Genomic DNA, 25783 nt, shown 5'->3' with positions numbered 1-25783 from the left:
AGGTCGGGGCGCGCTAGGAACGCAAGAGGTCGGCGCCGGTGCGCAGCGCGACGGGTGCGCCGGAGTACCTCTCTGGGAGGTCGGTCACGAGCGCGTCGCCGTGGAGAAGGGCCAGTGCAACGTACTCGGCGGCGAAGGTGTCCGGCCATCCGAGCTCGCCGGCGAGACGCCACGCCGTCTTACGAAGCACGCGGTCGCCCAGAAGTCGCACCGGCAGTCGGTCGACGGCGGCGATCAGTGCGCGCGCCGCCCGCTCGTCACGTGCGCCGGAGGCGACATCGCGGTGCAGGGCCGCCAGCACCTCCGAGCGCAGCAGGGTCGGCGCGAAGAGCGCGTCCCCCGCCGCCGGGACGTAACCGGCCTCCGCGAGCTCGATGGCCGCGGAGGCGTCGATCACGTAGGCGGTCACGGTCAGCCTTTGCCGTTCTCCGGTTCGGACGCGGAGTCGGCCGGCTCGTCAGGCTCCGCGACGACCGGAGCCTCGACAGCGCCAGGAGCGAGCTCGTCGTCGTCCGGGATCTCCTCGAAGAGCCCAGCGGGCGGCGTGAGCGTGACGGTCCCCGCCGCCAGGTCGACCTCCGGCACGATCGCCGAGACGAACGGCACCAGCACCTCGCCGTCAGAGGTGCGCACCACCAGCAGATCCTGGGCGGGAAGGTGGTCGACGCGCGCGATCGTGCCCACTTCGACGCCGTCGCGGCGCGCACTGAGCCCGACCAGCTGGTGGTCGTACCAGGCGTCCTCCTCCTCGGGGAGCTGACGGACGTCCTGGCTCACCCACAGGATGGCCTTGACGAGCGTCTCCGCCTCGTCGCGGTCGTCCACACCGGCGAAGAAGGCGACGGGATGGCCGTTGTACCAGCGCAGCTCGCTGAGCTCGATCGTCCTGCCGTGCCACTTGGAGGCTGTGGGGACTTGGAGGGTGAACACCGCTCCAGGCACGAACCGTCGCTCCGGCTCGTCCGTGTAGAGCTCGACCTTGATCGCGCCTTTGAGGCCGTGCGCCTTGGTCAACCGGCCGACACGCAGCTCGGTCTGATCCGGCCGCGGAGCGACCTCCTTGCGGGGCAGCTTGTGGTCGGCCACCTCAGTCGTCGACGACGTCGACGCGGACGCGCCGGCCGTCGGCCAGCGCGTCCACGAGCGTGCGGAGCGCCTTGGCCGTTCGGCCGGAACGACCGATGACCCGGCCGAGGTCCTCGGGGTTCACACGAACCTCGAGGACCTCGCCACGCGGGGAGCCCTTGGCCACCACGTGCACGTCGTCCGGGTGGTCGACGATGCCTTTGACCAGGTGCGTGAGCGCGGGTGCGAGCAAGGTGTTACGCCTTCTCGCCGTCGGCCTCAGCGGCCTCTTCAGTAATCTCTTCTGCCTCGGCGACGACCTCGGCCTCTTCGGCCTCCTCCGCCTCGACCTCGGCCTCGACGACGGCCTCCGCCTTGGCGACGGTCTCGGCCTTCTTGGGCTTGAGAACCGGCTTCTTCTTCTCGTCGGCGACGAACGAGACCTTCTCGTCAGCGGTCTTCACGGTCGAGACAGCGTTCTTGTCACCCTTGAACGTGCCCCAGTCGCCGGTGAGCTTGAGGAGCACGAGCACCTGCTCGGACGGCTGGGCGCCGACGCTCAGCCAGTACTGGGCGCGGTCGGAGTCGACCTCGATGCGCGAGGGCTCCTCGGTCGGGTGGTACAGACCGATCTCCTCGATGACGCGACCGTCGCGCTTGGTGCGCGAGTCGGCCACGACGATGCGATAGTACGGAGCGCGGATCTTGCCGAGGCGCTTCAGACGGATTTTGACAGCCACAATTCTCCTGTGTTGACGCCCGGAACCCCTGGGGGCCCGGTGGATTCGTTGTCGAACTGACTGCCGTGGGCGTGGGGGCACACGCGGCAGGAGGTCTATTGTTCGTGCGAAGTGCCGGATAGAGGGTCGGGCACGTCGAACTCAACTAGCTATTCTGTCAGAAAAGCGCCCGCAAGTAACAATCGGCACAGTGACCTATCGGACGGATGGACCACCGGATGCAGATCCAATTCGCAGAGTCCGAGCGCTCGACCGTCGGGATCGAGTGGGAGCTGGCGCTCGTCGACGCTTCCAGCGGCGACCTGGTGCAGATCGCCGACGACGTCCTGCGCGAACTCGGGACCCCCGACGGCCGGGAGCACCCGCAGATCACGCACGAGCTTCTCCTCAACACCGTCGAGCTGGTCAGCCGCGTGCATCGCACAGTGCCGGCGGCGATCGCCGACCTCCAGGAGCTCATGGGGCTCACCAGGGAGGTCACCGACCCTCTGGGAGTCGAGTTGATGTGTGCCGGGACCCATCCCTTCGCCCAGTGGTTCGACCAGAAGATCACACCCAACGAGCGCTACGACCGGCTTCTCGACCGCACGCAGTGGTGGGGTAGGCAGATGATGATCTGGGGCATCCACGTGCACGTCGGCATCGACGAGCGCGACAAAGCGCTGCCGATCGTGAACGGCCTCTTGACCTACTACCCGCATCTGCAGGCGCTGAGCGCGTCGAGCCCGTTCTGGGCGGGAGCCCGCACAGGCTACGCGTCCAACCGCGCCTTGATGTTCCAGCAGCTTCCCACGGCAGGCCTCCCGTGGCAGTTCGGAACCTGGGCGAACTACGAGGAGTACGTGCACGACCTGGTCACGACCGGCGTCGTCGAGGACCACAGCGAGGTGCGCTGGGACATCCGGCCCTCGCCGAGATGGGGAACCGTCGAGATGCGCGCGTGCGACGGTCTCTCGACCGCCGACGAGGTGGGCGCGGTAGGCGCGCTCGTCCACTGCCTCACCGACCGGATGTCGGGAGAGCTCGACGAGGGCGTGGAGCCCGTGACCCTGCAGCCGTGGTTCGTGCGCGAGAACAAATGGCGCGCCGCGCGCTACGGTCTGGACGCGGAGATCATCGTCGCGCCGGACGGCTCGGAGCGACTCGTGAGCGACTGCCTGCTCGAGCTGGTCGACGAGCTCGGCGAGACGGCGGAGCGGCTCGGCTGCACCGCCGAGCTCGCGACCGTGACCGACGTGCTCGCCACCGGCGCGAGCTACCAGCGGCAGCTCGCCGTCGCCGACGCCAACGGCGGGAGCCTGCAGGCCGTGGTCAGCTCGCTCACGCACGAGTTGCGCACCGGACTCGACCGGCCGCGGACCACGAGCTCCGACGCCACGGAGGCTCCGCGTAGCCCGGGCGCCTCGCGAGGCCGCAGAGGGTATCCATAGACTCATCGCCTAGTCTGGAAGGCATGCTGCACCGCCGGCCCCTCACCACCGTCGCCACCGCCCTCGCGGCTTTGCTGCTCGGGACGGTCGCCCTCAGCGGATGTGCGGCGTCGTCCAGTCTCGCACTGGCCCCCGGCGCCGCAGTCAATGGCGACAGGCATCCCGTCGTCGCGATCGTCGGCGACTCGATCGAGTCGGGGATGGGCCTGGAGCCGTTCGAGGCCTGGCCGGCGCTGGTCGCGATCGACCGGCGCTGGGGCCTCCAGAACTTCAGCGAGCCGGGTGCCGGGTTCGTCGCGGTGGGTTCGAGCAACCAGGACTTCGAAGGGCAGATCGACCAGGCCATCGCCGCGAAGGCGGATGTGGTCGTGATCGGCGCCTCCGACAACGACCTCGGGCAGGACACCGCCACGGTCGCCGAGGCGATGGCTGCGGCCGTCGAACGGCTGAGCGACACCCTGCCGAAAGCCCATCTCGTCGGGTACAACGCGCTCACGGGCGAGGCCAGCGACAGCGATCTCGCTCCCCTGAACGACGCCCTCCGCACCGCGATCACGGCGGCCGGCGGCAAATGGATCGATCTCGGGCAGCCGTACCGCGGCCAAGCGGGTCTGGTGCAGGACGACGGCGAGCATCCGACGCTCGAAGGACAACAGGCGATCGCCTCGGTGTTCCTCTCGCGAATCGACGGGCTCGTCTGATGATCGCTACTGCACGGCGCGGCGGCCGGATCCGACTCGTCGCAGCCGCACTCGTCGCTGCGACGGCCCTCGTGCTGAGCGGATGCTCGGCCACCTCGACGGACTTCCCGACGGGCTCGACGGACTCCCCGTCGGGCTCGACGCCCACCGGGCCGGCGTCCTCCCGGCCCCACACGCCCACGACAGGGATGCCGACGGCCGTCGTGATCGGCGACTCCATCGCGATCGGCTGGGACGTCCCCGCTGAAGACGCCTGGCCGCTCATCGCTTCGGAAAGGCTCGGCTGGAATCTGACCGACCTCGGGGAAGGAGGCGCCGGGTTCACCAGGCCCGGGGTCAACACTCACGACTTCCACGATCAAGTGAGCGCGGCGATACGGCTGCGTCCGCAGGTCGTCATCATCGCGGCCACCCGCAACGATGTCGCCACCGCCACCACGGCTCCCGCGACCGTGAAGACCGCGACGCAGGCCGCGATCGATCGATTGTCGGGCGCGCTGCCGGACACGACGATCATCGGCATGGGCGCGGTATGGGGAGCGACGGCTGCTCCTCCGGTGGCGAGCGTGATGGACGACGCCCTCAAGAACGCCGTCATCGGGGCGGGTGGTCACTGGCTCGCCATCGGCCAGCCGTTCCTCGGACGCGCCGATCTCATGCAGACGGACGGCGTCCACCCGAACACCGCAGGACAGTCCCTCCTGGGGAAGACGGTCGCAGACGCGATCGCCAAGGCCGGGATCGAGCCGGGGCCCGCCTCCGAGTGACGCGCGGCGGCGGTCTGCGACGCCCGGAAGGAACACACAGCGAGCTATCAGTCTCGACGGTCTACCCTCACTGCGTGCCCACCCGTTCCCGCCTGATCGTGGTCGCCGCGGTCGCCGCCGCAGCCATCGCTCTGGCCGGCTGCTCCGCTGTCGCTCCCACGCGCCCCGTCGCTGCGGAGGGCACGCCCGCCGCGGCCCCCACGAACCACGCGAAGCCGCAGGTGATCTCCATCGGCGACTCGATCGCCTTCGGCAAGGGAGTCCGCCCCGACGAGGCGTGGCCGGCACTCATCGCCGCGCAGCACGGCTGGACGCTGACGAACCTGGCTGTCTCGGGGTCGGGCTTCGTCAAGCCGGGCTGGAACGGCGACACCTATCGTCAGCAGGTCGATACGGCCCTCGGTCTGCACCCCGACTACATCCTGGTCGTCGCGACCCGGAACGACCGCGACCAGAATCCCGCGCTCGTCACTTCGTCAGCCGATGAGCTGCTCGGCGAACTCCGCAACGCCTTCCCGCGGGCGCGCATCATCGGCATCACGACGGTCTGGGGCGCCGACCAGCCGCCGGCGACGGTGGCGACCGTCAACGGAATCGTGGAGAAGGCCGTGACCGACATCGGAGGGACGTTCCTCGATATCGGCTACCCACTCGCGGGGCACCCCGAACTGGTGCAGGCCGACGGCATCCACCCGAACGCGGCAGGCGAGCGCCTCGTGGCGAAGACCATCGAGGACCGCCTCGCACCGCTCGGCGTGACCTCGTAGTCTCCGAGACCGCTCGCGGGGCGGTGCGCAAACGCGGTCCGATCCGAAACCAGCGTGGCTAGCGCCCCATGAACCGCTGAAGCGCGGCCAGCTCCTCCTCGGACGGTCCGCCCGGAGCGCCCTTCCCGCCGGCGACACCGAAACCGCTGCCCGCGGGAGCACTGGTCGCGTCCGGCTTGACGCCGGCGGCGAGGGCCGCGTTCTCGGCCGCGCGCTTAGCCGGGTTGCCCGAGCGCGATCCCTTCTTCTTGGGCTGCTGCTTGCCACGGCCCGCGTAGCCGGCGCCAGGGATCGGCCCCATGCCCGGGACGTTGGGCACGCCGCCCTTGGCGACGGTCTTCATCATCTTGGCCGCCTGCTCGAAACGGTTGACGAGCTGGTTCACCTCAGTGACCGTGGATCCGGAGCCCTTCGCGATGCGCAGTCGGCGCGAGCCGTTGAGCAGCTTCGGCGTGGTGCGCTCCGCCGTGGTCATCGACTGGATGATGGCCTCCGTGCGCACGATCTCGCGCTCGTCGAAGTTGTCGAGCTGCTGCTTCATCTGGCCGGCGCCGGGAAGCATGCCCATCATCTTCTTGATGGAGCCCATGTTGCGCAGCTGCTGCATCTGCTTGAGGAAGTCGTCGAGCGTGAAGCTGTCGGTCGCGAACTTCTCGGCGACCTTGCGCGCCTCGTCTTCGTCGAACGCCTCCTGCGCCTGCTCGATCAAGGTGAGGATGTCACCGAGGTCCAGGATGCGGGAGGCCATGCGGTCGGGGTGGAACGGCTCGAAGTCGTCCAGTCCCTCACCGGTGGAGGCGAAGATGATCGGGCGGCCGGTGATCGATGCGACGGAGAGTGCAGCGCCACCGCGGGCGTCGCCGTCGAGCTTGGAGAGGACCACGCCGGTGAAGTCGACGCCGTCTTGGAACGCCTTGGCGGTCGCGACCGCGTCTTGACCGATCATGGCGTCGATCACGAACAGCACTTCGTCTGGCTCGGTGGCCTTGCGGATGTCGGACGCCTGCTTCATGAGCTCGGCGTCGACGCCGAGACGACCCGCCGTGTCGATGACGACGGTGTCGTACTGCTTGGTCTCGGCGAACTTCAGGGCGTCTTTGGCCACTTTGACGGGGTTGCCGACGCCGTTGCCCGGCTCGGGGGCATAGACGGGCACGCCGGCCTGCTCTCCGACGATCTGCAGCTGGGTGACCGCGTTCGGGCGCTGGAGGTCGGCAGCGACGAGGAGCGGCGTGTGGCCGTCTTTCGCCAGCCACTTTCCGAGCTTGCCCGCAAGCGTGGTCTTGCCCGCTCCCTGGAGGCCCGCGAGCATGATGACCGTCGGAGGCTTCTTGGCGAACTGCAGCCGGCGCTGCTGGCCGCCGAGGATGCCGACGAGCTCCTCGTTGACGATCTGCACGACCTGCTGGGCCGGGTTGAGCGCCTTGTTGACCTCGTCCGACAGCGCGCGCTCGCGCACCTTTGCTGTGAAGTCCTTGACGACGTCGAGCGCGACATCCGCGTCGAGCAGCGCGCGGCGGATCTCGCGCACGGTGCCGTCCACGTCGGACGGCGTGAGCTTGCCCTTGGTGCGGAGGTTCTTGAAGGTGTCCGTAAGACGGTCGGACAGCGAGCCGAAAGTAGCCATGATCGGACAAGTCTACCGGGCCGGTCCGGCCGGTCGCCCAGTCACCGCGGTGAGCTCTGCGCTCCCGTCAGTTCTGGGTGTCGACGGCGACCACGTCGCCGCGGACATCGAACGACACCGTCAGGAGGGCATCCGTCTCGTCGGGGCTGATGGAGAAGTCGAACGTCGCGAAGACCTCGTCCTCCCCCGCCTGGTCGGCCTGGACCGTCACGGAGAGCAGTTGCAGCGATCGCAGCACGTCGATCGCGATGTCGCCGGAGTTGTAGACCAGCAGGTCGAGGAGGGACTCCCCCAGCTTCTCCACGTGCTCGTCGATGTAGCTGGTCGTCGCCGACTGCCGCGAGCTCAGCTCCGCGATCAGCGCGTCGCGGGCACGGGCGTCGAAACCCTCGAGCGACTGCAGGAGCGCCGCCGCCGCGTCGAGCGCGTACTCGCCGACCGCCGACTCGTCGTCGGCGAGCAGGTCGACCGCCACGGCCTGATCGGCAAGCTCGACGGTGTCGCTCCAGGCGAGGCCGCCGGAGGCGGTCTCGTCGATGACGCCGAAGTAGTCGTGCTCGATGGCCATGCCGCCCCTATCCGACCAGCTGCTGCGCGAAGACGTGCGGGGTGAAGCCGGTCAGGTCGTTGATGCCCTCGCCCTGGCCGATCAGCTTGATCGGGAGACCAGTGCGCTCCTGCACTGCGAGGACGAAGCCGCCCTTGGCGGAACCGTCCAGCTTGGTCAGGACCAGTCCGGTCACGCCTGCGTGCTCCAGGAAGGCTTCCGCCTGGGCCAGGCCGTTCTGCCCCGTGGTCGCGTCGAGCACCAGGAGCACCTCGGCGATCGGCGCCTGCTTCTCGACGACGCGCTTGATCTTGGAGAGCTCGTCCATCAGCCCGCCCTTGGTCTGGAGGCGGCCGGCGGTATCGATGATGACGATCTCGATGCCGTCGCGCTTCGCCTTCTCGACCGTCTGGAACGCCACGGAAGCGGGGTCCTGGCCCTGCTGCTGCGGCCGGACGATCTCGGCTCCTGCGCGCTCGGCCCAGGTGGCGAGCTGCTCGACCGCCGCCGCGCGGAAGGTGTCGGCGGCGCCGACGACGACCGAGCGGTCGTAGGTGCGCAGGAATTTCGCGAACTTGCCGATGGTCGTCGTCTTGCCGACGCCGTTGACGCCGACGACGAGCACGATCGCGGGGCGCTCGCTGAGCTTCAGCGTGGTGTCGAGCTTCGAAAGTCGCTCCTCCATCGTCTCGCGGAGCATGCGCTGGAGGTCGGCAGGGTCGGTGGTGTGATACCGATCCACCTTGGCGCGCAGGTCGTCGACGACCGCCTCTGTGACGTCGGGGCCGAAGTCAGCCGTGATAAGCGCCGCCTCCAGATCGTCCCAGGTGGTCTCGTCGATGGTCTTCTTGGCGAACAGCCCGCGCAGGGCGCCCGACAAAGACCAGGGAGTGCGATCTGCCATGACACTCAGACTAGTTGCTACGGTGACGGCATGTTCTCCCTCGTCGCGGTGTCGGCCGAGCTCGCCGAGCAGCTCATGGCGATCGAGATCGACGGAGCGGACGCGGTGCACCAGGCGCGGACGCGGGTGCGGCGGCTCCGCAGCATCCTGCGGGTCTACCGCGCGGCGTTCGACGCAGACGCGCAGACGCGCATGCGCTCACGGTTGAAGCTGCTGGGCGACCGGCTCGGCGCCGTACGCGACCTCGAGGTGAAGGCGGATTCCCTGGAGGACCTCCTGGAGGCCGCCGACGAGATCGCGGTGGTCGACATCGTGTCCGCCGAGATCGCGACGACCCGGGAGGCGCAAGCGCGTGAATTGGCCTCGCTCATCGACCACCTGCACGGCCGGACAGCGCGGGTTCTGCTGGCCGACCTGCAGATGTTCGCCGCCGAGCCGCCGCTGAGCGCAAAGGGGCGCACCCATCCCGATCGGGTCACGTCCCGCGGGCTTCAGAAGGCCGTGCGCAAGGTACACCGGCCGCGCGGAGACAGTCTCGAAGACCGGCACGCGACCCGCAAGGCCGCACGCAAGGTCCGCTACGCGGCCGAAGCGGTCGCCGACGACCTCGGCCGCTCGGCCGTGCGGCTCGCTGCGGCGGCGAAGACCGTGCACGACGCGCTGGGCGCCAACCGCGACGACCTCCTGCTGGCGCACCAGCTCCGCGAGCAGGGCCACATCGGCCTCGCGATGCGCTGCGAGCGACGGGCAGCGGAAGCGCTCGACGGCCTGGACGAGAAGCTGGCGGCGATCCAGCTCTGAGCCGGTGGCGGCATAAAGTATGTCGTGTAGTTGCTGGGTCCAAGCGACATTTCGGAGACGCGCTGTCTCCAGCGGCGGCGCGCGCTACTGCGAGCAATACCGGAGGCCGCGGCCCACACGCCTGCGAATCTCCGCCGGAACCGTCCCAACACCGACGTGCCCCCACAAGGTTCCGGAGTAACGGACACTCCGCAGGCCGTGCAGGCAACTCCGGAGGTCACAGACGACACACCGCACAAGAATCCGTTCATCCGGATTCTCGTAACGAAGCCCGCCAAGACTCCGGAGAAACCGAGCCGGGGCACGCCCCCACCCGGACCCCGGAACCATCAGACCCACCCTAAGCCGACTCCTGCTCCTGGGCGACGCGCTGACCGACGACGGCCGAGACGCCGTCCTGCCGCATCGAGACGCCGTAGAGGGCGTCGGCGATCTCCATCGTGCGCTTCTGGTGCGTGATCACGATGAGCTGGCTGTTCTCGCGGAGGTCCTCGAAGATCGTCAGCAGACGGCCCAGGTTGGCGTCGTCGAGCGCGGCCTCCACCTCGTCCATGATGTAGAACGGGCTGGGCCGCGCCTTGAAGATGGCGATCAGCAGGGCCACGGCGGCGAGCGAACGCTCGCCACCCGACAGCAGCGAGAGCCGCTCGATCTTCTTGCCTGCCGGCTTGACCGAGACCTCGATGCCCGTGGTGAGGAGGTCGTCCGGGTTGGTCAGCGCGATGTGTCCGACGCCTCCGGGGAACAGGATCGGGAACACGCGCTCGAAGGCCGCCTCGGTGTCCGCGAACGCCGACTCGAAGATGGTCTGCATCTTCTCGTCGATCTCCTCGATGATCGTCACCAGGTCTTTGCGGGTGTTGGTGAGGTCGGTCAGCTGCTCGGTGAGGAACTTGTGCCGCTGCTCGAGGGCGGCGAACTCCTCCAGCGCCAGCGGGTTGACCCGGCCGAGCTGGGCGAGCTTGCGCTGCGCCGTGGCCAGGCGCTTCTGCTGCTGCTCACGGACGAACGGCACGCCCTGGGGCTCCTCACCACCGTCTGCGCTCTCGGGCCGGTCGGCCTCGGGGGTGCGCTCGACCGGGATCAGCACGTCAGGGCCGTACTCGGCGACCAGCACGTCCTCCACCAGCCCGAGCTCGCTGCCCGCGCGTTCGAGCAGGCTCGACAGGTGCAGCTTCTTCTCGTAGATCTGCAGCTCGAGACCGTGCACGGCCTCTGTGATCGTGTGCAGGCGCTCCCGGATCGCTGACTCCTCCCGCCGGACGGTCGCGAGCTCCTCGTTCTGGCTCGCCCGCTGCGCTTCGGCGGTCGCCAGTTCGACGCGCGCCTGCGCCACCGAGCGGTCGGCGGACGCGAGGACGGCCGGCAACGCGTCGACGACGCCCTGCGCGGCGTCGAGCTGCCTGCGCCGGATGACGGCCCGGCGGGCGGCCTCCTCGGCGGCGGCCCGCTCGGCCTCCAGCTGACGGGAGAGCGCCTCCCCGCGCGCCTGCTCTGCACGCACGCGCTCCTTGGCCGTCTCGACGCCCAGCCGGGACTCGACCTCGGTCTCGCGGGCGGCCTCCAGCTCGAGCGACAGCGCGTCGCGGGACGAGACGTCCAGGATCGGCCGCGGCCGCGAGCGGGCGACCTCCAGCTCGGACTTCGCGGACTCGGCCGCCGTCTCGGCGTCGGCGACCCGCTCGGCCGCCTGCTCGAGCGCACGGCTCAGGCGGTCGAACTCCGCCTCGGCGGCCTCCGACTGCACCCGCAACCGGTTGAGCTGCTCGGTCTGCGCCGCGAGCTTCGCGTCGAACTCGCGGAGGGCCGACAGCGCGGCCTGCGACTGCTCCTTGGCCACCTGCACGACCCCGCGCTGCTCGGCCAGCGCGAACCGCGCCCGGTCGATGAGGGAGGTCACCTCGTCCAACCGCTCCTGGGCGGCGTCCCGCTCGGCGAAGAGCTCGATGCGGCTCTGCTTTGCGCCGGAGCCGCCGCGCAGCACGAAGTCGGTCAGCACGTCGCCCGAGCGCGTGATGAGCGTGACCGGGCCGCCGAGGCCGCGGGTCCGGAACGCCTCGGCCGCGGCCCGCGCCGCCTCCAGGTCGTCGGCGATCGCGGTGAACGCGAGCAGGCCGAGCACGCCGGAGGGGGCGTCGACGACCGAGCTCGCCGGCACGACGCCGGACACGCCGCCAAGATCCGCCTCGGGGGCCTGAGCGTCGGCGACCACGACTTCGACGCGGCCGAGGTCGTCGGCGGCCGCGTGAGCGACCGCGTCGAACGCGCTGCCTCTGCTCTCGGCGAGCACGGCGTCCGCCAGCGTTCCGAGCGCGGCCGCGATCGCGGCTTCGAAGCCGGGGTGCACCCGGAGGTGCTCCGCGACGAGTCCGCGAACGCCCGCCAGCCGTGCGGCCACCAGGGCCGCCGAGCCGTCCTTCTGGTCGAGAGCGAGCGACAGCGCGGAGGTGCGGGCCGCGAGGGCGTCGCGCTCGCGCTCGAGCGCGTGCAGATCCTCGCGCAGCTGTTCGATGAGACCCTCGGCCTCGAACACGTCGGCCTGGGCGAGCTCGTACGCCTCGTCGAGACTTCCCTCGCCCTGATCGCCGAGCTGGGCCTCCGCCTCGCGCGCCGCGAACTCGGAGCGGGCCTTCTCTCGCCGCTCGGTCGCGGCGTCGAGCGCGTTCTGCTGCCGCAGCACTTCGCCGCGAACTGCAGCCAGGCGCTGTGCCGCGGCCTCCGCCTGGCCGTTCAGCTTGCTGACCTCCAGATCGTGTCTGGAGACCAGCGCGCTCTGCGCCGCGATCTCCTCGTCGACAGCGTCCAGCCGTGCACGAGCCGTGCGGGTGGCGGCCTGGGCGGCCTCCCACGCGGACTCGGCCTCGGTCACCGCGACCCGGAGCCGCTCGACCTCGTCGGCGGCGTCCTGCACCATCTGCGGGCTGACGCGAGGGCCGTCGTCGTTCGTCTCGGCCTGGCTCCCGAGCAGTGCCAGCCGCTGCGTCGCCAGGGTGTAGAGGCTCCGGAGCCGGTCCTGCGCCTGCTCGAGCGCGAAAGCCGTGCTGCGGGCGACGTCGACGGCGTCGCCGACCTGCGCCTGCTCCAGACGCGCGCGGCGCAGCTGTTTCTGCTCCAGCTGCTCCTGCAGCACGATCTGCTCACTGTGCCGCTCCGCCTCCGACCGGGAGTGGCCGTCGAGCGAACGTCGCAGCGCGACGACCTCGTCGGCCAGGAGGCGCGCTCTGGCGTCGCGGACGATCGCGGCGATGGACTGCGCCTCCCGCGCGATCTCGGCCTGGTGCCCGAGCGGCTTCAGCTGCCGGCGCACCTCCCCGGCGAGGTCGCTCAGGCGGGTCAGGTTGGTCTGCATGGCCTCCAGCTTGCGGAGGGTCTTCTCCTTGCGGCGGCGGTGCTTGAGGATGCCGGCGGCCTCCTCGATGAAGCCGCGGCGCTCCTCCGGGGTTGCGCGCAGAACGGCGTCCAGCTGCCCCTGCCCGACGATGACGTGCATCTCGCGGCCGAGGCCGGAGTCGCTCAGCAGCTCCTGCACGTCGAGCAGCCGGCAGGACTGGCCGTTGATGGCGTACTCGCTTCCGCCGTTGCGGAACAGGGTGCGCGAGATCGTGACCTCGGTGTACTCGATCGGAAGCGCGCCGTCGGAGTTGTCGATCGTCAGCTGCACCTCGGCACGGCCGAGCGGACCGCGGGTGGAGGTGCCGGCGAAGATGACGTCCTCCATCTTGCCGCCGCGCAGCGTCTTGGCGCCCTGCTCGCCCATCACCCAGGCGAGCGCGTCGACCACGTTCGATTTGCCGGACCCGTTGGGACCGACGACGCAGGTGACGCCCGGCTCGAAGGCGAAAGTCGTCGCCGTCGCGAACGACTTGAAGCCTTTGAGCGTCAGACTCTTCAAGTACACGCACAGAATCTACCCGACCCTGCACCGACCACCGCGCAGCCGAGGGGCACGTCGTCGTCACTCTCCGGCTCGAAAAGTGACGACGACACGCCTCTTAGCAGCAGCTGAGGGTCAGCCGACGCCCAGGTAGGCCTCCTTGATGGCAGGGTCGGCGAGCAGCTCGCGGCCGGTTCCCGAGCGCGTGATGCTCCCGGTCTCCAGCACGAACGCGCGGTTGGCGCGGGCGAGCGCCTGATTGGCGTTCTGCTCGACCAGCAATACCGTGGTTCCCTGTTTGTTGATCTCCGTGATGATCGAGAAGATCTGCCGGATGAACTGGGGCGCGAGACCCATGGAGGGCTCGTCGAGCAGCAGCAGGCGCGGGCTGGACATGAGCGCGCGGCCGATGGCGAGCATCTGCTGCTCGCCTCCGGACATCGTGCCTCCGGCCTGCGTCTTGCGTTCGGCCAGGCGCGGGAACAGCGAGAACACGCGGTCGAAGTCCGGACCCATGTTGGAGCGGTCCTTGCGTCCGAACGCCCCCATGTCGAGGTTCTCCAGCACCGTCATGCCCGGAAAGATCCCGCGGCCCTCCGGAGCCTGCGAGATCCCCCGGACGACCCGGATGTGCGCCTTCATCTTGGTGATGTCCTGGCCGTCGAACAGGATGGACCCCTTGGTCGGATTCAGGATGCCCGAGATGGTCTTCATCGTGGTCGACTTGCCCGCGCCGTTCGCGCCGATGAGGCTGACGATCTCGCCCTCGTCCACAGAGAACGACATGTCGTGGATCGCCTCGATGCGCCCGTAGGACACACTGATGTTCTTCAGTTCAAGCAACGTCATCTTCGGGCTCCCCGAGGTAGGCGGCGATCACGCGCGGGTCGTTCCGGATGGCCTCTGGCACGTCGTCGGCGAGCTTGCGCCCGAACTCGAGCACCACGATGCGGTCCGTCACACCCATGACCAGCTTCATGTCGTGTTCGATCAGGAGAACCGTGTAGCCGTCGGCGCGGATGGTCCTGATGAGGTCCATCAGGTCCTCCTTCTCCGCCGGGTTGAAGCCGGCGGCCGGCTCGTCCAGGCAGAGCACCTTGGGGTCGGTCGCGAGGGCGCGCGCGATCTCCAGACGGCGCTGGGACCCGTACGGCAGCGACCGGGAGAGGTCGGCGGCGTGTTCGGCGATGCCGACGAACTCCAGCAGAGCCATCCCGCGCTCGATGGCGGACTTCTCCTCCCTCGTGTGCCGGGGAAGCCGCAGCAACGCGCCGGGGACCGACGTGCGGTGCCGGGCGTCGAGCCCGACGACGACGTTCTCCAGCGCCGTCATCTCGCCGAACAGGCGGATGTTCTGGAACGTGCGCGCCAGGCCGAGCCGGGTGATCCGGTGCTGCTTCTGGCCCTTGATCGATTGGCCTTCGAGCAGCACGTCGCCGCTGGTCGGCTTGTAGACGCCGGTCATCGCGTTGAAGCAGGTCGTCTTGCCGGCGCCGTTCGGTCCGATCAGACCGAGGATCTCGCCGCGGCGGATGTCGAACGACACGTCGTCGAGTGCGAGGAGGCCGCCGAACTTCACGGTGAGGTTGCGCACCTCCACGATGTTCTCGCCGACCTCGACCGCGATCTCGCGGTCGGGGGCCGCGGCCTCCGCGACCTCCAGATCGATACCGGCGGCCGCCAGCTCCTCCTCGTCGGCGCCGAGTACCGGCTCCTCCTCCGGGACCGCGGTGGTGCTCTCGTCGCTCATCGTGCGCCTCCCTTCGCCGCCTGGGCCACTCTCTGATACGCATGCCTGCCGTACGCCAGCAGCTTCTGCCGCGCCGGGAAGAGACCCTGCGAGCGGAAGATCATGATTAGCACGAGCGCGATGCCGAAGATCAGGTACTTGTAGTCGGCGATCGCCGTGAACCGCAGCGGGATGTACGCCACGATGGCGCCACCGATCATCGCGCCGACCTTGTTGCCGGCGCCGCCGAGCACGACGGCCGCGAGGAACAGGATCGAGGTCTGCACGTCGAACTTCTGGTTGTTCACGAAGCCGACCTGACCGGCGAACAACGCGCCGGAGAGACCGCCGACGCCGGCGCCGATCGCGAACGCCCACACCTTGTACTTGAAGGTCGGCACGCCCATGATCTCGGCGGCGTCCTCGTCCTCGCGGATGGCGATCCAGGCGCGGCCCACGCGGCTGCGCTCCATGTTTCCGACCAGCAGCAGGATGACGATGATCACCGTGACCGTGAGCCAGTACCAGGGCACGCCGTTGGAGTTCGAGAAGATGGGGATCCCCTTGGCGGTCTCCCCCGGCGGGTGCCCGACGTTCTGGAAGCCGACCTGGCCCTTCATCGCGGGAATGATCGTGGCGAGGATGCGCACGATCTCACCGAAGCCGAGCGTGACGATCGCCAGGTAGTCGCCGCGGAGGCGGAGCGTCGGCACGCCGAGGATCACGCCGAAGGTCATCGTGATCGCCATGGCGACCGGGATCGTCCACAGGTACGGGATCTTGAGGAAGGGCGAGTCGGGGCTGGTCAGCATCGCCGCGGTGTACGAACCCACCGCGAAGAACGCGACGTAGCCGAGGTCGAGGAGGCCGGCGTAGCCGACCACAACGTTCAGGCCGACCGCGATGAGCCCGTAGGTCGCCATCGCGAAACACGCCAGCGGCCAGTCGTTGCCCGGCTCGGTGGTCAGCGGGAAGAAGTTCAGGTACGGCAGAGCGTACGCCAGGGCGACCACGATGAGCAGCCATGCCCACTGCACCGCCCGCGGGAGGGCGTTCCAGCGATCGCGGAGCGGCTGGAGGAAGCCGGTGCGCTTGCGGACGCGCGCGGCCTCCATCGCGTCGTCGACCTGCTCCCCCCGGCCGTCGGGGAGGACCTTGGGGCCTTCTGTCATGCTCATGCTCGGCTCCTTCCGAGGGAGGTGCCCAGGATGCCCGTCGGCTTGATCAGCAGCACCAGAACGAGGACGACGAAGGCGACGACGTCCGTCCACTGCGAGTCGCCCAGCAGGATCTGGCCGTAGTTGCCGATTACGCCCAGTAGGAGACCTCCAAGGAGCGCGCCGCGCACGTTGCCGATCCCACCGAGGACGGCAGCAGCGAACGCCTTGACGCCGAGCACGAAGCCGCCGTTGTAGATCACGCCCGATGGGACGAGCATCACGTAGAACAGCGCCGCGGCGCCCGCGAGGATGCCGCCGGTGATGAAGGTGATCTGGATGATCCGCTCTTTGTTCACGCCCATCAACGTGGCCGTGTCGGCGTCCTGCGCGACAGCGCGGATCCCGCGGCCGGTGCGGGTGCGACGGATGAACCAGTCCGTAGCGATCATCAGGATCACGGACGCGACCACGATGATGATCTGCTGGCTGTTCACGATCGTGCCGAACACGTCGAAGATCGGCTGCGGGATGAACATCGTCACCGCCGGCTCCGCGTTCGCGCCCCGGATCAGGAAGATCAGGTACTGGATCGTGAACGAGGCGCCGATCGCCGTGATGAGGAACACGAGGCGTGGCGCGTTCCGTCTTCGCAGCGGACGGTACGCCACGCGTTCGAGCACCCACGCGGTGAACGCGGACGCCGCCATACCGACGAGCAGCGCCAGGAGGAGGTCGCCGATGATCGCCGCAGGACTCAGGTTGGGGGCGCTCGGACCGAAGCCGAGCGAGGTGAGCGTGATGACGACGCCGTACGCACCGACGATGAACACCTCGGAGTGCGCGAAGTTGATCAGGTTGAGCACGCCGTAGACGAGGGTGTAGCCGACGGCGATCAGGCCGTAGATGGCGCCGAAGGTGAGGCCGTCGAAGGTGGCGCTCCAGAAGTTCTGGACGAGGGCGCCGACATCGAAGTTGATCCAGGAGTTGTCGAGGACGGGATGGACGAGCAGGAGGGTTTCGAGCATTCGAACTTCCAGGGTTCAGTGCCGGATCGTCGTTGGTCCGGCTCAGTTCTAGTGAGAGTCGAAACAAAGGTGCCGCGGGCCACGGTGGCCCGCGGCACCTTCGTGTGGCGCGTTATCCGATGGTTCCGATCGGAACGATCTTGCCGTTCTCGACCTTGTAGCCGTAGACGGTCGGCGCCTGGAGCTCACCGGTGGAGTCCCACTTGTAGTGCTTGCTCAGGCCGTCGGCGTCGTAGCTCTTGACCCAGTCGACCAGGTCGGCACGGGTCATCTTGCCCTTGTCGATGCCTGCGAGCAGGATGGTGGTGGCGTCGTAACCCTCGATCGAGTAGGTGCCGGGCTCGGCGTTCGCGAGCGACTTGTACGCCGACTCGAACGTCGGGATCAGCTCGCCCGGGATGCAGGGGCAGGTGAAGTACGCGTTGCTGGACGCGTCGCCGGCGAGCTTGATGAACTGGTCGTCCTTCACTCCGTCGGGGCCGACGAACGTGCCGGTGTAGCCCTTGTTGACCAGCTGCTGGTCGAACGGAGCGCCCTCCGCGTAGTAGCCCGAGTAGTACACCGCGTCCGGCTTGGCGTTGATGATCTTCGAGATCACGGCCGAGAAGTCCTTCTGGCCGGTGGTCACCTTGTCGGTGCCGACGAGCGCGTCGCCGAGCGCCTTCGAGGTGGTCGTGCCGAGGCCGATGCCGTAGTCGGAGTCATCCTGAACCAGGTAGACCTTCTTGGCCTTCAGCTTGTCGGTCAGGAACTTCGCCGCCGCCGGACCCTGGACCGCGTCGTTGCCCAGACCGCGGAAGAAGGTCTTCCAGCCGTTCTGGGTCAGTGCCGGGTTCGTGGCCGACGGGGTGATGTGCACGAGGCCCTGCTGCTCGAAGATGTTGCCGGTCGCCTTCGACTCGCCGGAGAACGGGAGGCCGACGACACCGACGATGTCGGCCTCGTTGACCGCCTGGGTGACCGGGCCGGTCGCCTTGTTCGGGTCACCCTCGGTGTCGAACTTCTTGAAGCCGACCTGGCAGCCCTTGTTGGCCTGGTTGTGCTGGTTGATGGCCAGCTGGATGCCGTTGTAGATGTTGATGCCGAGCTGGGCGTTGGGGCCGGTCTCGGCGCCGACATAGGCGATGGTCAGACCCGAGGGGCACGTCGCTTTTCCGTCGCCCGCGGGGAGGACCGCGTTTTTGGGGGTGCTCACGGAGGTGATGGCCGGGATGTTCACCTTCGCGTTGGAACTGGTGGAACCCCCCGTGGACGGCTGGTTGGCACATCCCACGAGGAGCAGTGCGACTGACGCTGCAACAGCCGCACCGATCGTGACTTTCTTTCCTAGCATCTTCTGCCTCTCGACGTGAATCCGTGTCGAACGCGGCGTGATTGCCTCGTCGCACCACGAATATGTGTGCTGAGACTACATGCGCCGCAAGCATTTGCACCCGCCATTTCCGACCAGATTTACACGATCGAAACCAAACCGGGCGCAGCTCTTCACAGCGATCTGAAACGGAGTTAGTGTTTATGGTTCGCCGCACATCCGAAAACGCCAATCGCGGACCGACACCGTCTTTCGGATCAGGACAGCGGGAGGTGGCGGTGCGCATCGAGCGGCTGACTCCCCCCGCGACACTCGGAACGCCTGACTCCTCCGCGTTCGAAGAGCTTGTCGGTGTGCTCAACGGGGTCAGCGTCGCACTCTGGGAGGCCGACGACTTCGTCGAGACGGCCGAGGAGGCGCTGGCATCGTTCCGCGCGCAGGAGTACCAGGAGAAGATCCTGCTCGTCGCGATCGAGGACGACGTGATCGTCGGACGTGTCCAAGCCGACTTCCCTCTCGACAAGAACGCCGAGACCGTCTCGCTGCTGATCGATGTCGCACCGGCGGCCCGCGGCCGCGGCATCGGCACCGCGCTGCTGGCGGCGGGCGAAGAGCTGGCCGCCGAGGGCGGGCGGCGTGTGGTGAGCGCGTACACCGAGCATCCGGTGCGCACTCTCGGCAACAGTGTGTCCGTCGTCCGAGCGCCCTCCGGCTCGGCGGGGCTGCCCTCGGAATCGCCCGACGTGCGTTTCGCGCTGCGGCACGGCTTTCGTCTCGGCCAGGTCGAACGGTCGAGCGAGCTGCTGCTCCCACTCTCGCCGGCACGGGAGGCCGGCCTGGCGAGCACGGCCGCCTCCGCTAGCGGCTACCGCGCCGTGTCGTGGCTGGGACACGCTCCCGACGAGCTCCTCGAACGGTTCGCGGCGCTCAAGGCGCGGATGACGATCGATGTGCCGCAGAGCGGCATCGCGCTCGACCGCGAAGTGTGGACGGGCGACCGGGTGCGTGCCCAGGAGCGCGAGCTCGCGGACCGCGGTGAGCCGCTGCTGGTGACCGCGGCGCAGCACGTCGCCTCCGCCGAACTCGCCGCCTACACCGAGATCGCGGTGCCGGCCGACGGCGACAAGGCGGAGCAGTACGACACACTGGTCGCCGTTCCGCATCGGGGACACCGGCTCGGCACGCTCGTCAAGCTGCAGAACATCCACGAGCTCGCAGTCCACGCCCCGCATATCGCGCGGCTGCTGACGTGGAACGCCGACGAGAACGTCCCGATGCTCGCCATCAACCGTGCCTTCGGCTTCCGGCTGCACTCACTCACCGGGCACTGGCAGAAGACGCTTAGGCGGCGCGACTGACTCCGGAGATTGCGGTTGTTCACGACCGCTTCTCCGGAGGAACCGACGGATCGCCGGCGTGGTGCACCGAACCTCCGGAATTGCAGCAATACCGGAGACTCCGGGCGACACGCCGGCCGGGATGCCGTAACTCCGGAGGCCGCCGGACTGCGACGGCCAGGGTTCCGGAGTTACGGGTTGAACGTCAGGCCGGTGTGCGGGGCGTGCGCAGCCGCTGGCAGTGCGGACAGAAGTGCGACGAGCGGTTCATGAAACGCTCGCGCACGATCGGCGTGCCGCAGCACGGGCAGGGCTTGCCGCTCTGCCCGTAGACGTTGAGGCTGTGCGCGAAGTAGCCCGATTACTCGCGAAACGTCACGTTGACGTCCTCCACGCTCACGGTCTTCACGAGATGGGAGAACGAGCTAGCTGAACCGCGGCCGCGTGGAAACACACTCGGCGTGGGCAAAGCAGACCCAGCTCGGTAGCGCCGCTAATGGATAGGTCCACCGCGATCTGTCTAGGTGCATGTGTCGATAGGCTCGAAGGCGGAATGTTCTGCCGTTGGAGGCGAGCACACAGTCTCTACAAGGAGAAGCTTCATGAGTGCTGGGGCAAAGTGGGTTCGAGCCGCCCTGCAGGTTGATCCGTTTTCTGATGAGGGCCGCAATGCTCCGAAGAACCATTTTCCTGACGAAGACGCATACAACGCCGCCGTGCTGGAGGAGTGCGAAGCTCTTGGCATCGCGCTTATCGGGGTCTGCTGCACGGATAGGTGACAGGTTGTAGTCATGCCGCCAGTGCGACGGGCGTGTTCATGATGACCTCGAATTCGACTGGGGTCAAACGGCCGAGCGCGGCCTGTCGTCGGCGGCGGTGGTGGGTCCGTTCGATCCAGGTCACGATCGCGATGCGCAGCTGCTCGCGGGTGGTCCAGGCGCGGCGGTTGAGGACGTTCTTTTGCAAGAGGCTGAAGAAGCTTTCCATTGCGGCGTTGTCGCCGCAGGAGGCGACTCTGCCCATTGATCCGACCATGCGGTGTCGGGTCAGGGCGCGCAGAAACTTCCGGCTTCGAAATTGCGACCCGCGGTCGCTGTGGATTACGCAGCCGGCAACGTCGTCGCGCATCGCGACGGCGTTGTTGAGTGCGTTGACGGCCAGGCTCGACTTCATTCTGGAGTCGATGGAGTAGCCGACGATCTTGTTGCCGAACACGTCCTTGATCGCGCAGAGGTAGAGCTTGCCCTCGCCGGTCTTGTGCTCCGTGATGTCGGTCAGCCAGAGCTGGTTCGGCCCGTCAGCGGTGAACTCGTGCCGGAGTCGCCCGTCCTCGTCCGTGACGGTGCAGAGATCATCGTGGACGGCTGGGCCGGGTTTCTTGCCGTTCTTGCCCCGCGAGCGTGTCAAGGGGACTGTGGATTTAGCGGTGTTTCCGGCCTGACGCGCTGCGTGTGATGTGTGGCGGGGAAGGTGCTGTGATGACGACGACACTGGATGTTGTGAGTCCGAAGAAACACCATGATGATGACCGTTCCGTGGAGGCCGCTGCGGCGGCCGAGCTGGTGCGGCTGGCCAAAGAGCAGGGTCTGGCTCTGACGGGCCCGGACGGGTTGCTGAAGCTGTTCACGAAGAACGTGCTCGAGACCGCGCTGAACGAGGAGCTGACCGAGCACCTCGGCCATGAGAAGAACCGGGCTGACCTCGACCGTGAGAGCGGAAACGTGCGCAACGGGACTCGGCCGAAGACCGTGCTGACCGAAGCGACCGGGCAGGTCACGATCGATGTGCCGCGGGATCGCGATGGGTCGTTCGAGCCGAAGATCGTGAAGAAGCGCCAACGTCGGTTGAACGGGGTCGAGGAAATCGTCCTGTCGTTGTATGCGAACGGGCTCACCACTGGTGAGATCTCGGCGCACTTCGCTCAGATCTATGGTGCCTCGGTCTCGAAGGAGACGATCTCCCGGATCACGGACAAGGTGATCGACGAGATGAACGAATGGTCCGCCAGGCCGCTCGAGGAGGTCTATGCGGCGATCTTCATCGATGCGATCGTGGTGAAGATCCGCGACGGGCAGGTCGCGAACCGGCCGATCTATGCCGCGATCGGAGTCACCCTCGCTGGCGAGAAGGACGTCCTCGGACTCTGGGCTGGGACCGGCGGTGAGGGTGCGAAGTTCTGGATGAGTGTCCTCACCGACATCAAGAATCGTGGGGTGCGTGACACGTTCTTCCTCGTCTGCGATGGTCTGAAGGGTTTGCCCGAGGTTGTCGGCAACGTCTGGCCACTCACGACGGTGCAGACGTGCATCATCCACCTGATCCGGAACACGTTCCGGTTGGCGTCGAAGAAGGACTGGGATGCGCTCAAACGCGATGTGAAGCCGATCTATACCGCTCCGAGCCCGAACGCCGCTCGGGCCGCGTTGGAAGAGCTCGACCAGAAGTGGGGCAAGAAATACGCGGCGATTATCCGGCTCTGGGAGTCCGCGTGGGAGGAGTTCATCCCCTTCCTGGACTACGACATCGAGATTCGCCGGGTGATCTGCTCGACGAACGCGATTGAGTCCCTCAACGCCCGATACCGGCGTGCGGTGCGCGCCAGAGGACACTTCCCGACAGAGCAGGCGGCGCTCAAGTGCCTGTATCTTGTCACCAGATCACTCGACCCGACCGGTGCGGGACGAGTCCGATGGACGATGCGATGGAAACCTGCTCTCAACGCGTTCGCCATCACCTTCGCAGACCGCTGGCCGGCCGCGGAGACCTACTAAATGAAAACCGCCGGAAACACCGTTACTGAGATAGTCCCGGCTGCGATGCGCAGGAGAGCGCCGCCGAGCGCGTCGAGCTCGCTCGGCCGGTCGGCGGCGAGGTCCTCCTGCAGCGACGTGCGCAGACCTCCCGGCACGCTGTGCAGCGCGCGCACCAGGTCGAGCGCCGAGATCGGGACGCCCTCCGCCACTGAGCACGCGACGATCTCCGATACGACCGCCTCGGTCAGCTCGGGGTCCTCGCTCAGCGCCGGCCCCGCTGACTGCCGCCAGTAGGAGGTCAGCAGCGCCAGCGCCGACAGGAGCCGGAACTTGGCCCACAGCACCTCGGCCTCCGTCCCGCCTGTCCGCACACGCGGCCCCGCCCCTGACAGGGCGCGCACGGCGGCGAACTCGCCCGCGACCTCCGGGACCTCGATGTTCAGGAACGGACTGCGGTGGTCGATCACCGTGGTGGAGGCGCGCAGGGCGGAGACCGTCACCGAGCCGCCGGCGACGGCGGCCTCCGGCAGCGCGGCACGCAGCGGCGCCATGTGCTCGACGCCGTTGAGGACGGACAGCACCTCGACCGGCTGTGCTGCCACGATGCCCGGCAGGACGTCGTCGAGCCCGTAGGCCTTCGTGGCGACGATCACGCTCGCCGCGCTGCGGCACCTCGGTCGAAGCGGAGACGCGCTCGACGGCGTCGCCGAACGTGGCGCTGCGCACCTCGATGCCGTTCGCGCGGAGGGCCTCCACCGTCGCCGGGCGACCGACCGCGACCACGTCGTGACCAGCCCGGCTCAGCAGCCACGCGAGCAGGCCGCCCACGGCCCCGGGGCCGACGACGGCGAAGACAGGTTCGGGAGCGCTCATGGCACGATCGTAGCCACCCCGCTCGCGGCCCTCAGACGTGAGTAATCGCGGGAATCCTCGGCGGGATTTGCGCGATTGCTCACGTCTCGCCGGTCAGGCGTCGAGGCGCATCATCCAGTTGTGGCGGTCGCGCTCGCGGCCGTACTGGATGTCGGTCAGCTCCTTGCGCAGCGACATCGTCAACTCCCCGGGGGGCGCCGTGATGTCGCCGACGGTGAACGTGTCGGACTTCAGCTCGCCGATCGGCGTGATGACCGCCGCGGTGCCGCACGCGAACGCCTCGACGATGTCGCCGGACTCCACGCCGTCGCGCCACTCGTCGATCGTCACGCGACGACGCTCCACGGTATGACCGCGGTCGCGCGCGAGCTGCAGCACCGAGTCGAGCGTGATGCCCTCAAGGATGCTGTCGGATTCGGGGGTGACCACTGTGCCGTCCTTGTAGACGAGAACGACGTTCATGCCGCCGAGCTCCTCGACGTACTTCCCTTCCATCGAGTCGAGGAACAGCACCTGCGCACAGCCGTGCTCGGCGGCCTCCGCCTGGGGAAGCAGGCTCGACGCGTAGTTTCCGCCGGTCTTGGCGGCTCCCGTGCCGCCCTTGCCGGCACGCGACCAGTGGTCCGACAGCCAGATCGACACCGGCGCCACGCCGCTCGAGAAATAGGCGCCCGCAGGGCTGGCGATCAGGTAGAAGGCCACCTTGTTGGCCGGCCGCACCCCGAGGAACGCCTCCTTGGCGAACATGAACGGCCGGAGGTAGAGGCTGGTCTCCTCGCGATCCGGCACCCAGTCGCCGTCGACCGCGACCAGCTGCTTGAGCGCGTCGAGGAAGTGCTCGACCGGCAGCTCGGGAAGCGCGAGCCGGTACGCCGAGCGCTGCATACGCGCCGCGTTGGCCTCCGGGCGGAAGCTCCAGATCGAGCCGTCCGCGTGCCGGTACGCCTTGAGCCCTTCGAAGACCTCCTGCGCGTAGTGCAGCACGGCCGCTGAGGGGTCGAGCTGGATCGGCCCGTACGGGGAGACCCGCGGTCGGTGCCAGCCTCCCTTGGCCGACCAGCACAGGTCGACCATGTGGTCGGTGAAGTGGTTGCCGAAGCCGGGGTTCGCCAGGATCTCGTCACGCTCGGCCGCGTTGCGTGCCGACTCGTTGCGGGTGACGTTCCAGAGGAGCCCGGCGGTCTCGGAGGGGCCGGAGGTGAGGTTGATACTGGTGGAGGTCATTGAGTGTCCTTTACTGCGATGCGTCAATTCTGCGCCACGCTGGCCGCGATCGCGTCGCCGATCTCGGAGGTCGTGCGCGCGGCGCCGCTGCGGGCGGCCAGGTCGGACGTCACCGCTTGCTCGACGCGCTCCGCGAGCTCCCGGGCGCCGAGGTGGCGCAGGAGGAGCGCGACGGAGAGGATCGCGGCGGTGGGGTCGGCCTTCTGCTGGCCGGCGATGTCGGGGGCCGATCCGTGAACCGGTTCGAACATGCTCGGGAATTCGCCTGCGGGGTTGATGTTGCCCGAGGCGGCCAGTCCGATGCCGCCGCTGATCGCGGCCGCGAGGTCGGTGAGGATGTCGCCGAAGAGGTTGTCCGTGACGATCACATCGAATCTAGCAGGATCCGTGACCAGGAAAATCGTCGCCGCGTCGACGTGCAGGTAGTCGACGGCCACCTCGGGGTGCTCGGAGGCGACCGCGTCGACGATCCGCTTCCAGAGGCCTCCCGCGAACGTCAGCACGTTGGTCTTGTGCACGAGGGTCAGCTTCTTGCGGCGGTGCTCGGCCTGCTCGAACGCGTAGCGCACCACGCGCTCCACACCGTAGGCCGTGTTGACGGAGACCTCGTTGGCGATCTCGTGCGGCGTGCCCCGCCGGATTGCGCCCCCGTTGCCGACATACGGCCCCTCAGTGCCTTCGCGGACCACTACGAAGTCGACGTCGCCCGGGCTCGCGAGCGGGCTCGTGATGCCGGGGAAGAGCGTGGTCGGGCGGAGGTTGACGTAGTGGTCGAGCGAGAAGCGCAGCTTCAGCAGCAGCCCGCGCTCGATGTTGGCGCCGGCGAGCCGCGGGTCACCCGGCTTGCCGCCGACGGCGCCGAGCAGGATGGCGTCGTGGCCGGCGATAGCCATCAGGTCGTCATCGGTGAGCACGTCGCCAGTGGCCAGGTAGCGGTCGGCGCCGAGCGAGAAGTGCGACTTCTCGAACGCGAGATCGCTCCCGGCGGTCACCGCGTCGAGCACCTTGACCGCCTCCGCGATCACCTCCGGACCGATTCCGTCCCCGGGGATGACGGCGAGTTGGACGGTTGTGCTCATGACGCTCCTGCACTGATCGGTGGGCCGACGGTTCACCTAACACTATCGCCGCCCGCTCGGCCCCCGCG

The 25783-nt window shown here is 68.2% G+C and carries 24 protein-coding genes and 3 pseudogenes; 8 read left to right on the top strand and 19 right to left on the bottom strand.

The features are described from left to right. Positions 1 to 13: 13 nt before the first annotated feature. The 4 genes from ACPPVW_RS14200 to rpsP are packed head-to-tail and all read right to left on the bottom strand — an operon-like array spanning position 14 to position 1805. A complete protein-coding gene (locus ACPPVW_RS14200; RefSeq protein WP_426623750.1) occupies positions 14 to 409 on the bottom strand; it encodes a type II toxin-antitoxin system VapC family toxin in 396 nt (131 codons plus the stop codon). Positions 410 to 411: 2 nt separating this feature from the next. Further along, positions 412 to 1086, bottom strand: a complete 675-nt coding sequence (gene rimM, locus ACPPVW_RS14195; protein WP_426623749.1) for a ribosome maturation factor RimM — start codon at positions 1084 to 1086, stop codon at positions 412 to 414. A gap of 1 nt (position 1087) precedes the next feature. Then, positions 1088 to 1318, bottom strand: coding sequence for an RNA-binding protein (locus ACPPVW_RS14190; protein ID WP_426623748.1), 231 nt, complete (start codon positions 1316 to 1318; stop codon positions 1088 to 1090). Between the two features lie 4 nt (positions 1319 to 1322). Further along, positions 1323 to 1805 (bottom strand): 30S ribosomal protein S16, encoded by a 483-nt coding sequence (rpsP, locus tag ACPPVW_RS14185; RefSeq protein WP_426623747.1) that lies wholly within the window; start codon positions 1803 to 1805, stop codon positions 1323 to 1325. A 218-nt stretch (positions 1806 to 2023) separates the two neighbouring features. Here rpsP and ACPPVW_RS14180 point away from each other — a divergent pair, with 218 nt between their 5' ends. From ACPPVW_RS14180 to ACPPVW_RS14165, 4 genes are all read left to right on the top strand, one after another. Next, entirely contained in the window at positions 2024 to 3235 is a 1212-nt protein-coding gene (locus ACPPVW_RS14180) for a glutamate--cysteine ligase (protein WP_426623746.1), read from the top strand. Positions 3236 to 3258: 23 nt separating this feature from the next. After that, entirely contained in the window at positions 3259 to 3936 is a 678-nt protein-coding gene (locus tag ACPPVW_RS14175; protein WP_426623745.1) for an SGNH/GDSL hydrolase family protein, read from the top strand. Then, positions 3936 to 4703 carry an SGNH/GDSL hydrolase family protein gene (locus tag ACPPVW_RS14170; protein WP_426623744.1) on the top strand — a complete coding sequence of 256 codons (768 nt, stop codon included), beginning with the start codon at positions 3936 to 3938 and terminating at the stop codon, positions 4701 to 4703. Before ACPPVW_RS14175 ends, ACPPVW_RS14170 begins: the two co-directional genes overlap by 1 nt. Before the next feature lie 74 nt (positions 4704 to 4777). Next, positions 4778 to 5470 carry an SGNH/GDSL hydrolase family protein gene (locus ACPPVW_RS14165; protein ID WP_426623743.1) on the top strand — a complete coding sequence of 231 codons (693 nt, stop codon included), beginning with the start codon at positions 4778 to 4780 and terminating at the stop codon, positions 5468 to 5470. 58 nt (positions 5471 to 5528) lie between these two features. Here ACPPVW_RS14165 and ffh read toward each other — a convergent pair whose 3' ends face one another. From ffh to ftsY, 3 genes are all read right to left on the bottom strand, one after another. After that, positions 5529 to 7097: a signal recognition particle protein gene (gene ffh / locus ACPPVW_RS14160; protein ID WP_426623742.1), complete on the bottom strand. Its 1569-nt coding sequence runs from the start codon at positions 7095 to 7097 to the stop codon at positions 5529 to 5531. Positions 7098 to 7164: 67 nt separating this feature from the next. Further along, the gene (locus ACPPVW_RS14155) at positions 7165 to 7665 is read right to left on the bottom strand and encodes a DUF2004 domain-containing protein (protein WP_426623741.1); all 501 of its coding nucleotides are present in this window, start codon (positions 7663 to 7665) and stop codon (positions 7165 to 7167) included. Between the two features lie 7 nt (positions 7666 to 7672). Further along, on the bottom strand, positions 7673 to 8548 hold the full coding sequence (gene ftsY / locus ACPPVW_RS14150) for a signal recognition particle-docking protein FtsY (protein WP_426623740.1): 876 nt from the start codon (positions 8546 to 8548) through the stop codon (positions 7673 to 7675). 30 nt (positions 8549 to 8578) lie between these two features. On the opposite strand from ftsY, the gene ACPPVW_RS14145 reads away from it, so the two are divergent. Next, positions 8579 to 9349 carry a CHAD domain-containing protein gene (locus ACPPVW_RS14145; RefSeq protein ID WP_426623739.1) on the top strand — a complete coding sequence of 257 codons (771 nt, stop codon included), beginning with the start codon at positions 8579 to 8581 and terminating at the stop codon, positions 9347 to 9349. A 340-nt stretch (positions 9350 to 9689) separates the two neighbouring features. Here ACPPVW_RS14145 and smc read toward each other — a convergent pair whose 3' ends face one another. From smc to ACPPVW_RS14115, 6 genes are all read right to left on the bottom strand, one after another. Beyond that, positions 9690 to 13247 (bottom strand): chromosome segregation protein SMC, encoded by a 3558-nt coding sequence (gene smc / locus ACPPVW_RS14140; protein WP_426623738.1) that lies wholly within the window; start codon positions 13245 to 13247, stop codon positions 9690 to 9692. 111 nt (positions 13248 to 13358) lie between these two features. Beyond that, positions 13359 to 14072: an ABC transporter ATP-binding protein gene (locus tag ACPPVW_RS14135; RefSeq protein WP_426623737.1), complete on the bottom strand. Its 714-nt coding sequence runs from the start codon at positions 14070 to 14072 to the stop codon at positions 13359 to 13361. Beyond that, on the bottom strand, positions 14059 to 14973 hold the full coding sequence (locus tag ACPPVW_RS14130; protein WP_426623736.1) for an ABC transporter ATP-binding protein: 915 nt from the start codon (positions 14971 to 14973) through the stop codon (positions 14059 to 14061). The genes ACPPVW_RS14135 and ACPPVW_RS14130 overlap by 14 nt, the downstream gene beginning before the upstream one ends. Continuing rightward, entirely contained in the window at positions 14970 to 16130 is a 1161-nt protein-coding gene (locus ACPPVW_RS14125) for a branched-chain amino acid ABC transporter permease (RefSeq protein WP_426623735.1), read from the bottom strand. Before ACPPVW_RS14125 ends, ACPPVW_RS14130 begins: the two co-directional genes overlap by 4 nt. Beyond that, positions 16127 to 17137 carry a branched-chain amino acid ABC transporter permease gene (locus ACPPVW_RS14120; RefSeq protein WP_426623734.1) on the bottom strand — a complete coding sequence of 337 codons (1011 nt, stop codon included), beginning with the start codon at positions 17135 to 17137 and terminating at the stop codon, positions 16127 to 16129. Before ACPPVW_RS14120 ends, ACPPVW_RS14125 begins: the two co-directional genes overlap by 4 nt. A gap of 112 nt (positions 17138 to 17249) precedes the next feature. Continuing rightward, positions 17250 to 18332: a branched-chain amino acid ABC transporter substrate-binding protein gene (locus tag ACPPVW_RS14115; protein ID WP_426623733.1), complete on the bottom strand. Its 1083-nt coding sequence runs from the start codon at positions 18330 to 18332 to the stop codon at positions 17250 to 17252. Between the two features lie 389 nt (positions 18333 to 18721). Here ACPPVW_RS14115 and ACPPVW_RS14110 point away from each other — a divergent pair, with 389 nt between their 5' ends. Further along, positions 18722 to 19807, top strand: coding sequence for a GNAT family N-acetyltransferase (locus ACPPVW_RS14110; RefSeq protein ID WP_426623732.1), 1086 nt, complete (start codon positions 18722 to 18724; stop codon positions 19805 to 19807). A gap of 184 nt (positions 19808 to 19991) precedes the next feature. Here ACPPVW_RS14110 and ACPPVW_RS14105 read toward each other — a convergent pair. Beyond that, positions 19992 to 20147 (bottom strand): annotated as a pseudogene (locus ACPPVW_RS14105) (zinc finger domain-containing protein); the annotation flags it as partial. 241 nt (positions 20148 to 20388) lie between these two features. Between ACPPVW_RS14105 and ACPPVW_RS14100 the strand changes: the two are divergent. Further along, on the top strand, positions 20389 to 20565 hold the full coding sequence (locus ACPPVW_RS14100) for a hypothetical protein (RefSeq protein ID WP_426623731.1): 177 nt from the start codon (positions 20389 to 20391) through the stop codon (positions 20563 to 20565). Positions 20566 to 20575: 10 nt separating this feature from the next. On the opposite strand, the pseudogene ACPPVW_RS14095 reads toward ACPPVW_RS14100, so the two are convergent. Further along, a pseudogene (locus ACPPVW_RS14095) lies at positions 20576 to 21187 on the bottom strand (IS3 family transposase); the annotation flags it as partial. Between the two features lie 77 nt (positions 21188 to 21264). Between ACPPVW_RS14095 and ACPPVW_RS14090 the strand changes: the two are divergent. Beyond that, positions 21265 to 22557, top strand: coding sequence for an IS256 family transposase (locus ACPPVW_RS14090; protein ID WP_426623730.1), 1293 nt, complete (start codon positions 21265 to 21267; stop codon positions 22555 to 22557). On the opposite strand, the gene ACPPVW_RS14085 is transcribed toward ACPPVW_RS14090, so the two are convergent. The 4 genes and pseudogenes from ACPPVW_RS14085 to ACPPVW_RS14070 all read right to left on the bottom strand — a co-directional run bounded on the left by ACPPVW_RS14085 (position 22554) and on the right by ACPPVW_RS14070 (position 25715). Next, a complete protein-coding gene (locus ACPPVW_RS14085) occupies positions 22554 to 22883 on the bottom strand; it encodes a ketopantoate reductase family protein (RefSeq protein WP_426626307.1) in 330 nt (109 codons plus the stop codon). The genes ACPPVW_RS14090 and ACPPVW_RS14085 overlap by 4 nt on opposite strands. Before the next feature lie 159 nt (positions 22884 to 23042). Continuing rightward, positions 23043 to 23412 (bottom strand): annotated as a pseudogene (locus ACPPVW_RS14080) (ketopantoate reductase family protein); the annotation flags it as partial. Positions 23413 to 23505: 93 nt separating this feature from the next. Continuing rightward, positions 23506 to 24636, bottom strand: coding sequence for a branched-chain amino acid aminotransferase (locus tag ACPPVW_RS14075; protein ID WP_426623729.1), 1131 nt, complete (start codon positions 24634 to 24636; stop codon positions 23506 to 23508). 23 nt (positions 24637 to 24659) lie between these two features. After that, positions 24660 to 25715 carry a 3-isopropylmalate dehydrogenase gene (locus tag ACPPVW_RS14070; protein ID WP_426623728.1) on the bottom strand — a complete coding sequence of 352 codons (1056 nt, stop codon included), beginning with the start codon at positions 25713 to 25715 and terminating at the stop codon, positions 24660 to 24662. Positions 25716 to 25783: the final 68 nt, after the last annotated feature.

It is taken from the genome of Leifsonia sp. McL0607 (genome assembly GCF_049993355.1).
Taxonomy (GTDB): Bacteria; Actinomycetota; Actinomycetes; order Actinomycetales; family Microbacteriaceae; genus Leifsonia.
The sequence above is the reverse complement of the archived record's forward strand: the minus strand, read 5'-3'. Positions and strand labels throughout refer to the sequence as shown.

Bases quoted from the DNA above. Each gene is read 5' to 3' on its own strand.
- ACPPVW_RS14180 (WP_426623746.1), top strand. From the start codon at position 2,024: ATGCAGATCCAATTCGCAGAGTCCGAGCGCTCGACCGTCGGGATCGAG.
- ACPPVW_RS14175 (WP_426623745.1), top strand. From the start codon at position 3,259: ATGCTGCACCGCCGGCCCCTCACCACCGTCGCCACCGCCCTCGCGGCT.
- ACPPVW_RS14170 (WP_426623744.1), top strand. From the start codon at position 3,936: ATGATCGCTACTGCACGGCGCGGCGGCCGGATCCGACTCGTCGCAGCC.
- ffh (WP_426623742.1), bottom strand. From the start codon at position 7,097: ATGGCTACTTTCGGCTCGCTGTCCGACCGTCTTACGGACACCTTCAAG.
- ACPPVW_RS14155 (WP_426623741.1), bottom strand. From the start codon at position 7,665: ATGGCCATCGAGCACGACTACTTCGGCGTCATCGACGAGACCGCCTCC.
- ftsY (WP_426623740.1), bottom strand. From the start codon at position 8,548: ATGGCAGATCGCACTCCCTGGTCTTTGTCGGGCGCCCTGCGCGGGCTG.
- ACPPVW_RS14145 (WP_426623739.1), top strand. From the start codon at position 8,579: ATGTTCTCCCTCGTCGCGGTGTCGGCCGAGCTCGCCGAGCAGCTCATG.
- ACPPVW_RS14135 (WP_426623737.1), bottom strand. From the start codon at position 14,072: ATGACGTTGCTTGAACTGAAGAACATCAGTGTGTCCTACGGGCGCATC.
- ACPPVW_RS14130 (WP_426623736.1), bottom strand. From the start codon at position 14,973: ATGAGCGACGAGAGCACCACCGCGGTCCCGGAGGAGGAGCCGGTACTC.
- ACPPVW_RS14125 (WP_426623735.1), bottom strand. From the start codon at position 16,130: ATGAGCATGACAGAAGGCCCCAAGGTCCTCCCCGACGGCCGGGGGGAG.
- ACPPVW_RS14120 (WP_426623734.1), bottom strand. From the start codon at position 17,137: ATGCTCGAAACCCTCCTGCTCGTCCATCCCGTCCTCGACAACTCCTGG.
- ACPPVW_RS14100 (WP_426623731.1), top strand. From the start codon at position 20,389: ATGAGTGCTGGGGCAAAGTGGGTTCGAGCCGCCCTGCAGGTTGATCCG.
- ACPPVW_RS14090 (WP_426623730.1), top strand. From the start codon at position 21,265: ATGACGACGACACTGGATGTTGTGAGTCCGAAGAAACACCATGATGAT.
- ACPPVW_RS14075 (WP_426623729.1), bottom strand. From the start codon at position 24,636: ATGACCTCCACCAGTATCAACCTCACCTCCGGCCCCTCCGAGACCGCC.
- ACPPVW_RS14070 (WP_426623728.1), bottom strand. From the start codon at position 25,715: ATGAGCACAACCGTCCAACTCGCCGTCATCCCCGGGGACGGAATCGGT.